Origin of the sequence: Hydrogenophaga sp. (genome assembly GCF_026125785.1) — a bacterium.
Classification (GTDB): Bacteria; Pseudomonadota; Gammaproteobacteria; order Burkholderiales; family Burkholderiaceae_C; genus Hydrogenophaga.
On sequence record NZ_JAHCKL010000037.1, the window covers coordinates 1 to 9,114 of the forward strand.

Genomic DNA, 9,114 nt, shown 5'->3' on the forward strand with positions numbered 1-9,114 from the left:
CCGTTGTCCAGCAGGCTGTCCACGGCTTCCTGGAGCATGCGCTTCTCGTTGCGCGCGATGATCTCCGGCGCCTTCAGTTCCAGCAGGCGACGCAGACGGCTGTTGCGGTTGATGACGCGGCGGTACAGGTCGTTCAGGTCCGAGGTCGCGAAGCGGCCGCCATCCAGCGGCACCAGCGGACGCAGGTCCGGCGGCAGCACGGGCAGCACGTCCAGCACCATCCATTCGGGCTTGATACCGGACTTCTTGAAGGCTTCCAGCACCTTCAGGCGCTTGGCGTTCTTCTTGATCTTCAGTTCGGAGCCGGTCAGGTCGTTGCGCAGCTTCTCGATCTCGATGTCGAGGTCGATGTTCTGCAGCAGTTCCTTGATGCCTTCGGCGCCCATCTTGGCCACGAATTCGTCGCCGAATTCCTTGCGCTTGGCATCGAAGTCGTCCTCGCTCATGATGCTGAACTTCTTCAGCGGCGTCATGCCGGGGTCCACCACCACGTAGGCTTCGAAGTACAGCACGCGCTCGATATCGCGCAGCGTCATGTCCAGGATCAGGCCCAGGCGGGAGGGCAGCGACTTCAGGAACCAGATGTGGGCGCAGGGCGCGGCCAGGTCGATGTGGCCCATGCGCTCGCGGCGCACCTTGGTCTGGGTGACTTCAACGCCGCACTTCTCGCAGATCACGCCGCGGTGCTTGAGGCGCTTGTACTTGCCGCAAAGGCACTCGTAGTCCTTGATGGGACCGAAGATCTTGGCGCAGAACAGACCGTCGCGCTCAGGCTTGAAGGTGCGGTAGTTGATGGTCTCGGGCTTCTTGACTTCACCGAAAGACCACGAGCGGATTTTTTCCGGCGAAGCCAGACCGATGCGGATGGCATCGAAATGCTCGTCGGGCGTGAACTGCTTGAACAGGTCGAGCAAGGATTTCATGTGAATTTCCTTAAAAACTAAGACAAAGAATCAGGAACGAAGGGCTTGACCCAGAACACCGCGGAACTGGCTTTGCCAGGCCGCAGGTGTTGTCCCCCTTTCAGGGGGAAGCCGCGGAGCGGCGCAGGGGGTCATCCGCGTTCCAATTCGATGTCGATACCCAGCGAGCGGATTTCCTTGACCAGCACGTTGAACGACTCGGGCATGCCGGCGTCGATCGTGTGCTCGCCCTTGACGATGGACTCGTACACCTTGGTGCGGCCTTGCACGTCGTCGGACTTGACGGTGAGCATTTCCTGCAGGATGTACGAAGCGCCATAGGCCTCCAGCGCCCACACTTCCATCTCCCCGAAGCGCTGACCACCGAACTGCGCCTTGCCGCCCAGCGGCTGCTGGGTCACGAGCGAGTACGGGCCAGTGGAACGGGCGTGCATCTTGTCGTCGACCAGATGGTGCAGCTTGAGGAAGTGCATGTAGCCCACGGTGGTCTTGCGCTCGAACGGGTCGCCGGTGCGGCCGTCGTAAAGCTGTGCTTGCGTGCGCGACTCGGTCAGACCTTTGAGCTGGGCGATGTCGTCCGGATAGGCCAGCTTGAGCATGGCGCGGATCTCGTCTTCCGAAGCACCATCGAACACCGGCGTGGCGAAGGGCACGCCGGACTGCAGGTTCTCAGCCATCTCCAGCACGTCGGCATCGCTCAGGTGACCCAGGGCCTCCTTTTTGCCGACCTGGTTGTAGATCCCTTCCAGGAACTTGCGCAGCTCGGCCACCTTGGCCTCGGCCTGCAGCATATCGCCGATGCGCTGGCCCAGGCCCTTGGCGGCCCAGCCCAGGTGGACCTCGAGCACCTGCCCCACGTTCATGCGCGAAGGCACGCCCAGCGGGTTGAGCACGATGTCGGCTGGCGTGCCGTCGGCCATGTGCGGCATGTCTTCCACGGGCACGATCTTGGAGACCACGCCCTTGTTGCCGTGACGGCCTGCCATCTTGTCACCGGGCTGCAGGCGGCGCTTGACGGCCAGGTAGACCTTGACCATCTTGAGCACGCCAGCAGGCAGCTCGTCGCCCTGGGTGAGCTTCTTGCGCTTCTCTTCGAACGCGAGGTCGAAGCTGTGGCGGGTCTGCTCCATGGAGTTCTTGATGGACTCCAGTTGGGCGGCGACGTTGTCGTCGGCCGGACGGATGTCGAACCAGTGGTACTTCTCGACTTCGTCCAGGTAGGCCTTGTCGATGGTGGTGCCCTTGGCCAGCTTCTTGGGGCCGCCATTGGCGACCTTGCCGGTCAGCAGCTTCTCGATACGGTCGAAGGCGTCGGCCTCGACGATGCGGAGCTGGTCGTTGAGGTCCAGGCGGAAGCGCTTGAGTTCATCGTCGATGATCTGCTGGGCGCGCTTGTCGCGCTGAATGCCTTCGCGGGTGAAGACCTGCACGTCGATGACGGTGCCCTGCGAACCCTGGTCCACGCGCAGCGAAGTGTCCTTCACGTCGGAAGCCTTCTCGCCGAAGATCGCGCGCAGCAGCTTCTCTTCCGGCGTCAGCGTGGTCTCGCCCTTGGGCGTGACCTTGCCCACCAGCACGTCGCCGGGTTGCACTTCGGCACCCACGTAGATGATGCCGGAGTCGTCCAGGCGGTTGAGCTGCTGCTCGGCCAGGTTGGGAATGTCGCGGGTGATTTCTTCCGCGCCCAGCTTCGTGTCGCGCGCCATCACCACGAGCTCCTCGATGTGGATCGAGGTGTAGCGGTCGTCGGCCACCACGCGTTCGCTGATCAGGATCGAGTCTTCGAAGTTGTAGCCGTTCCAGGGCATGAACGCGATCAGCATGTTCTGGCCGATCGAGATCTCGCCCAGGTCGGTGGAGGCGCCGTCGGCGATCACGTCACCAGCCGCCAGCTTGTCGCCCTTCTTGACGATGGGGCGCTGGTGGATGTTGGTGTTCTGGTTGGAACGCTGGTACTTGATGAGGTTGTAGATGTCCACACCCACTTCGCCCGCCACGGCTTCGTCGTCGTTCACGCGGATCACGATGCGGGTCGCGTCCACGTAATCGACCACGCCGCCGCGCTTGGCGGTGACCACGGTGCCGGAGTCGATCGCGGCAACGCGCTCGATGCCGGTACCCACCAGCGGCTTCTCAGGACGCAGCACAGGCACGGCCTGGCGCGACATGTTGGCACCCATGAGCGCGCGGTTGGCGTCATCGTGCTCCAGGAAGGGCACGAGCGAAGCCGCCACCGAGACGATCTGCGCGGGCGACACGTCCATGTACTGGATGGTGTCGGCGGGGGTCAGGATGGATTCACCCTTCTCGCGGGCGGAGATGAGGTCACCGGTCAGGCGGCCTTCGGCGTCGAGCGCCGCGTTGGCCTGGGCAATGACGTACTTGCCTTCCTCGATGGCCGACAGGTAGTCGATCTGGTTCGTCACCTTGCCATCGACCACGCGGCGGTAGGGCGTCTCGATGAAACCGTACTCGTTGAGGCGTGCGTACAGCGCCAGCGAGTTGATCAGACCGATGTTCGGACCTTCAGGCGTTTCGATCGGGCAGACGCGGCCATAGTGGGTCACGTGCACGTCGCGCACCTCGAAGCCGGCACGCTCGCGGGTCAGACCGCCCGGGCCCAGGGCCGAGACGCGGCGCTTGTGCGTGATTTCCGCCAGCGGGTTGGTCTGGTCCATGAACTGCGAGAGCTGCGACGCGCCGAAGAACTCCTTCAAGGCCGCGGAGATCGGCTTGGAGTTGATCAGGTCGTGCGGCATCAGAGGCTCTTGCTCGGCCTGGCCCAGACGCTCCTTCACGGCTTTCTCGATCCGCGCCAGACCGGTGCGGTACTGGTTCTCGGCGAGTTCACCCACGCAGCGCACGCGGCGGTTGCCCAGGTGGTCGATGTCGTCCACCTCGCCACGGCCATTGCGCAGATCCACCAGGATCTTCACGACGGCCAGGATGTCGTCGTTCGACAGCACCATGGGGCCGGTGGATTCATCGCGGCCCACGCGGGCGTTGAACTTCATGCGACCCACGCGCGACAGGTCGTACGTGTCCGGGTTGTAGAACAGGCGGTGGAACAGGGCCTGCACGGCGTCTTCGGTCGGCGGCTCGCCGGGGCGCATCATGCGGTAGATGGCCACGCGGGCGGCGAACTCGTCGGCGGTTTCGTCGATGCGCAGGGTCTGCGAGATGTAAGCGCCCTGGTCCAGTTCGTTGGTGTAGAGGCACTGCAGGTCCTGCACGCCAGCGGTGCGCAGTTTCTTGAGCAGGGCTTCGGTCAGCTCTTCGTTGGCCTTGGCGATGATCTCGCCGGTGTCGGCATCGACGATGTTGCGGGCCACCACGCGACCGATCAGGAAGTCCTCGGGCACGCTGATGTGCGTGGTGCCGGACTGCTCCAGCTCACGGGTGTGGCGCGCGGTGATGCGCTTGTCCTTGGCCACCACGACCTTGCCGCTCTTGTCGGTGATGTCGAAACGGGCCACTTCGCCGCGCAGGCGCTCGGCCACGAAGGCCATCTGCGCGCCACTGTCCATCAGGCGGAAGTGGTCGTTGACGAAGAAGTTGGCCAGGATGGTTTCCGGCGTCAGGCCAATGGCCTTGAGCAGGATGGTCACCGGCATCTTGCGGCGGCGGTCGACGCGGAAGAACAGCACGTCCTTGGGATCGAACTCGAAGTCGAGCCAGGAGCCGCGGTAGGGAATGATGCGGGCGGAGAACAGCAGCTTGCCCGAGCTGTGCGTCTTGCCCTTGTCGTGCTCGAAGAACACACCCGGCGAGCGGTGCAACTGCGACACGATCACGCGTTCGGTACCGTTGATGATGAACGAGCCCTTGTCGGTCATCAGGGGCACCTCGCCCATGTACACCTCCTGCTCCTTCACCTCCTTGACCACCTTGGACTGCGAGGTCGAGGACTCACGGTCGTAGATGATGAGTTGCACGCGTGCACGCACCGCCGAGGCAAAGGTCAGGCCGCGGGTCTGGCATTCGCGCACGTCGAAGGCGGGCTTGGCCAGGTTGTATTCGACGAACTTCATCTCCACGAAGCCGTTGTGGGAGACGATGGGGAAGGCCGCCTCGAACGCGGCCTGCAGGCCTTCGTTGGTGCGCTTGCGCGGGGGCACGTCCGCCTGCAGGAACGCGGTGTAAGCGTCCTTCTGCATCTGCAGCAGGTAGGGAATCGTCAGAACGTTTTCGCGGGTGCCGAAGCTCTTGCGGATGCGCTTGCGTTCGGTGTATGAGTATTTCGATGCTGAGGCCATGAGATCTCCGGGCTTGAGGTCTTCGGCGACTGTCTTGCCGGCGCGGGCGGCAGACTTGGCGGCAAGCCACTACTTGCCGTTGGCGGACGGCCCGCGCGTTGCACGCGGGCCCGAACCAAGTGGTCTTCTGCAGTCGGGATCAGAAGACACTCAAAAATCGCCTGGCAGCCGGTTCTGCGGGACCGGAGGGCCGATTTTTGGGTGCGCTCTGAAAGCGTCAAAGGCTGGAGGCCCTTGCAGGACACTCCAGCCTCGGAACAAGGCCGTCTTACTTGAGTTCGGCCTTGGCGCCGGCTTCCACCAGCTTCTTGACGGCGGCTTCGGCGTCGGCCTTGGCAATGCCTTCCTTGACGTTCTTGGGCGCGCCGTCCACCAGGTCCTTGGCTTCCTTGAGGCCCAGGCCGGTGATCTCGCGCACGGCCTTGATGACCGCCACCTTGTTGGCGCCGGCTTCGGAGAGGACCACGTTGAATTCGGTCTTCTCTTCGGCAGCGGCAGCGGCACCACCGCCAGCACCACCGGCGGCCGGAGCGGCCATGGCGGCAGCGCTCACACCAAACTTCTCTTCGATGGCTTTCACCAGGTCGTTGAGTTCCATGACCGTCATGCTGTCCAGCGCGGTCAGAAATGCGTCTTTATCGAATGCCATTTTGATTTCCTAACAATTGGTTTGAACAAACTCGCCGCGCCGATCAGGCCGCGGCAGCTTCGGCTGCCGGAGCGGCAGCGCCTTCGCCCTTCTTGGCCGCCAGCGCGCCCAGCACCACGGCTGTGCGCGAGATCGGCGACTTCAGCAAGCCACACAGCTGGGCCAGCAACACTTCCTTGGAAGGGATGTTGGCAAGCTGCTTCACGCCCTCGACGTCCAGGACCTTTCCGCCGTACACGCCAGCGCGGATGACCAACTTGTCGTCGGTCTTCGCGAAATCGGCCACCACTTTCGCGGCGGCCACGGCGTCGACGGAGAAGCCATAGATCAGCGGACCGGTCATCTGGTCGGCGGCCACTTCGAACGGGCTGCCAGCCACCGCACGGCGGGCCAGGGTGTTCTTCAACACACTCAGGTTCACGCCATTGCTGCGGGCTGTCACGCGCAGTTTGTCCATGTTCGCGACCGTGATGCCACGGTATTCCGCCATCACGAGCGTTTGAGCTTGAGCGGCGAGGCTGGTCACTTCGGAAATGACCGCTTCTTTCTCACTGCGATTCAGACTCAAGGTCTACTCCTTAAATGTGTCTTCGGCCCTGGGGCCTGGGACACGCCTCATTGCAGCGACCAACTGTTTTGGAACGGATTCCATCTGCAGCGGGATCGCCATCTGCGTTGGCTTGTCACTATTAAGCCGTTTCTGCCCTTCGCAGGGCAGATCGGCGCCAACGGTCTCGGATGGCCCCTTGAGCCGGCTGGAACAGCCGACTCTCGGGCCCACCACACCCAGGCGGCGAACCGCCCGAATTCCTCTTTTCAGCCCATCCAGGCGATCACGCCGAGATGGATTGCATGTCCACGCGAACGCCAACCCCCATGGTCGACGACACCGCCACCTTGCGCAGGTACACACCCTTGCTGGTCGCCGGCTTGGCCTTGGTCAGCGCGTCGAGCAGCGCCACCAGGTTGCCCTGGAGCTTCTCGGCATCGAACGAACGGCGGCCGATGGTGCCGTGCACGATGCCAGCCTTGTCCACGCGGAACTGCACCTGACCTGCCTTGGCGTTCTTCACCGCGGTGGCCACGTCGGGCGTGACGGTGCCGACCTTGGGGTTGGGCATCAGGCCACGGGGACCGAGCACCTGACCCAGGGTACCGACGATGCGCATGGCGTCCGGCGAGGCGATGACCACGTCGAAGTTCATGTTGCCCGCCTTGATGTCCGCAGCCAGGTCGTCCATGCCGACGATATCGGCGCCGGCGGCCTTGGCTTCTTCGGCCTTGGCGCCTTGGGCGAACACGGCCACGCGCTTGGTCTTGCCGGTGCCGTTGGGCATCACGACGGCGCCACGCACCACCTGATCGGACTTCTTGGCGTCCACGCCGAGCTGAACCGCCACGTCGATGGACTCGTCAAACTTGGCGCTGGCGCATTCCTTGACGATCGCCAGGGCTTCGCCCAGGGCGTACAGCTTGGTGCTGTCGACCTTGCCCTCGAACGCCTTCTGTTTCCTGGTCAGCTTGGCCATTTACACGCCCTCCACAATCACGCCCATCGAGCGGGCCGAACCGGCGATGGTGCGCACGGCGGCGTCCACATCGGCAGCGGTCATGTCCTTCATCTTGGTCTTGGCGATCTCTTCGAGCTGTGCACGCGTGATCTTGCCGACCTTGTTCTTGTTGGGCACCGGGGAACCCTTGTCCAGCTTGATCGCCTTCTTGATCAGGGTGGTCGCCGGCGGCGTCTTGATGATGAAGGTGAAGCTCTTGTCCGCGAAGGCCGTGATCACCACGGGCAGCGGCAGACCGGGCTCCACGCCCTGGGTCTGGGCGTTGAACGCCTTGCAGAACTCCATGATGTTCAGGCCGCGCTGACCCAGCGCCGGACCGATCGGGGGAGAGGGGTTGGCCTTACCAGCTGGCACCTGCAGCTTGATGAAGCCGACGATTTTCTTCGCCATATTTCAGCTCCTGCGAGTGCAAACGGTTGCCATGACAGACAACCTCCTCGCGGTTGGGGGCCCGGAAAAGATCAGATGGCGCAGACGTCGGGCCGACCCGTCTGCACCACGAAAAAACCTCAGGTCTTCTCGACCTGGCTGAACTCGAGCTCGACGGGCGTGGCGCGACCGAAGATGGTCACCGACACACGCATCTTGTTCTTTTCGTAGTTGACTTCCTCGACCGTGCCGTTGAAGTCCGTGAACGGGCCTTCCTTGACGCGGACGTATTCGCCCACGACGAACTCGACCTTGTGGCGCGGTTTGTCCGTGCCTTCCTGCATCTGGTTGACGATCTTCTGGACGTCTTCCTCGGAGATCGGCGCCGGGCGGTTCTTGGCACCACCAACAAAGCCCGTCACCTTGTTGGTGTGCTTCACCAGGTGCCAGGTGTCGTCGTCCATCACCATTTCCACCAGCACGTAGCCAGGGAAGAACTTGCGCTCGGTCGTGCGCTTCTGACCGTTCTTCATCTCCACCACCTCTTCGGTGGGGACCAGGATCCGGCCGAATTTGTCCTGCATGCCCGCGCGGTTGATGCGCTCGATGATGTTGCGCTCCGCGGCCTTCTCCATGCCGGAGTAGGCATGCACGACATACCAGCGCATGCCTTCGGCGGCGGTCAAGGGACTGTTCTGCTCACTCATCATTTCCTCCAGCCCAGGATCAGGTCGTAGAACACCCATTCGACGGTCTTGTCGGTGAGCCACAGAAACAGGGCCATCACGAACACGAACGCAAACACGTAAGCCGTCATCTGGATGGCCTCCTTGCGGGCCGGCCAGACCACCTTCTTGACTTCACGCCAGGCATCGCGACCGAAGGCCAGCAATTGCTTGCCGGACTCCGAAACCGCAAAGACCCCGATCGCAGCCGCCAGGCCGACGATCAAGACACCCCACTGGGCGAGCGAGCCCTGAGCCGACAGCAGGTAGAACGCCACGAACGAAGCCAGCAGCAGCGCGACAGCCACCGCCAGCTTGGCCTTGTCGGCGCCGGAGTGGACGGTTTGAACTTCGGAAGTGGCCATGACGATCCAGACAATACTTTTCAAAATGCGCGCCGCAGCCGGGAAAGCCCCCAAGCTTGAGACACGCAAGCCCACCAGAGGTCTTCGCGACTTCGGTGGGCTTGTGACACCTCGGAACAGGAAGGGTTCAGCGCCTGAACAGATCCTGTTGGGTGGCAGGGGCAGTAGGAATCGAACCTACAACCTTCGGTTTTGGAGACCGACGCTCTGCCAATTGAGCTATACCCCTACTGGCTTGTACCCCTTGGAGGGAACT

General features: G+C 63.0%; 7 protein-coding genes, 1 tRNA gene and 1 pseudogene. All 9 read right to left on the bottom strand.

Annotated elements, in window-relative coordinates:
* Nucleotides 1-923, bottom strand: a pseudogene (locus KIT53_RS20040) (DNA-directed RNA polymerase subunit beta'); the annotation flags it as partial.
* Between the two features lie 131 nt (nt 924-1,054).
* Nucleotides 1,055-5,179 carry a DNA-directed RNA polymerase subunit beta gene (gene rpoB, locus KIT53_RS20045; RefSeq protein ID WP_297756239.1) on the bottom strand — a complete coding sequence of 1,375 codons (4,125 nt, stop codon included), beginning with the start codon at nt 5,177-5,179 and terminating at the stop codon, nt 1,055-1,057.
* 268 nt (nt 5,180-5,447) lie between these two features.
* A complete protein-coding gene (gene rplL / locus KIT53_RS20050) occupies nt 5,448-5,828 on the bottom strand; it encodes a 50S ribosomal protein L7/L12 (RefSeq protein WP_297756240.1) in 381 nt (126 codons plus the stop codon).
* Between the two features lie 43 nt (nt 5,829-5,871).
* Nucleotides 5,872-6,396 carry a 50S ribosomal protein L10 gene (gene rplJ / locus KIT53_RS20055; protein ID WP_297756242.1) on the bottom strand — a complete coding sequence of 175 codons (525 nt, stop codon included), beginning with the start codon at nt 6,394-6,396 and terminating at the stop codon, nt 5,872-5,874.
* Between the two features lie 265 nt (nt 6,397-6,661).
* The gene (gene rplA / locus KIT53_RS20060; protein ID WP_297756244.1) at nt 6,662-7,357 is read right to left on the bottom strand and encodes a 50S ribosomal protein L1; all 696 of its coding nucleotides are present in this window, start codon (nt 7,355-7,357) and stop codon (nt 6,662-6,664) included.
* A complete protein-coding gene (gene rplK, locus KIT53_RS20065; protein WP_297653085.1) occupies nt 7,358-7,789 on the bottom strand; it encodes a 50S ribosomal protein L11 in 432 nt (143 codons plus the stop codon). It lies immediately after the preceding gene.
* 119 nt (nt 7,790-7,908) lie between these two features.
* Nucleotides 7,909-8,475: a transcription termination/antitermination protein NusG gene (nusG, locus tag KIT53_RS20070; protein WP_297756245.1), complete on the bottom strand. Its 567-nt coding sequence runs from the start codon at nt 8,473-8,475 to the stop codon at nt 7,909-7,911.
* Nucleotides 8,475-8,858: a preprotein translocase subunit SecE gene (gene secE, locus KIT53_RS20075; RefSeq protein WP_297756247.1), complete on the bottom strand. Its 384-nt coding sequence runs from the start codon at nt 8,856-8,858 to the stop codon at nt 8,475-8,477. The genes nusG and secE overlap by 1 nt, the downstream gene beginning before the upstream one ends.
* A 153-nt stretch (nt 8,859-9,011) precedes the next feature.
* A tRNA-Trp gene (locus tag KIT53_RS20080) sits at nt 9,012-9,087 on the bottom strand.
* Nucleotides 9,088-9,114 lie beyond the last annotated feature (27 nt).

Bases quoted from the DNA above. Each gene is read 5' to 3' on its own strand.
- rplK (WP_297653085.1), bottom strand. From the start codon at position 7,789: ATGGCGAAGAAAATCGTCGGCTTCATCAAGCTGCAGGTGCCAGCTGGT.
- nusG (WP_297756245.1), bottom strand. From the start codon at position 8,475: ATGAGTGAGCAGAACAGTCCCTTGACCGCCGCCGAAGGCATGCGCTGG.
- rplA (WP_297756244.1), bottom strand. From the start codon at position 7,357: ATGGCCAAGCTGACCAGGAAACAGAAGGCGTTCGAGGGCAAGGTCGAC.
- secE (WP_297756247.1), bottom strand. From the start codon at position 8,858: ATGGCCACTTCCGAAGTTCAAACCGTCCACTCCGGCGCCGACAAGGCC.
- rplL (WP_297756240.1), bottom strand. From the start codon at position 5,828: ATGGCATTCGATAAAGACGCATTTCTGACCGCGCTGGACAGCATGACG.
- rpoB (WP_297756239.1), bottom strand. From the start codon at position 5,179: ATGGCCTCAGCATCGAAATACTCATACACCGAACGCAAGCGCATCCGC.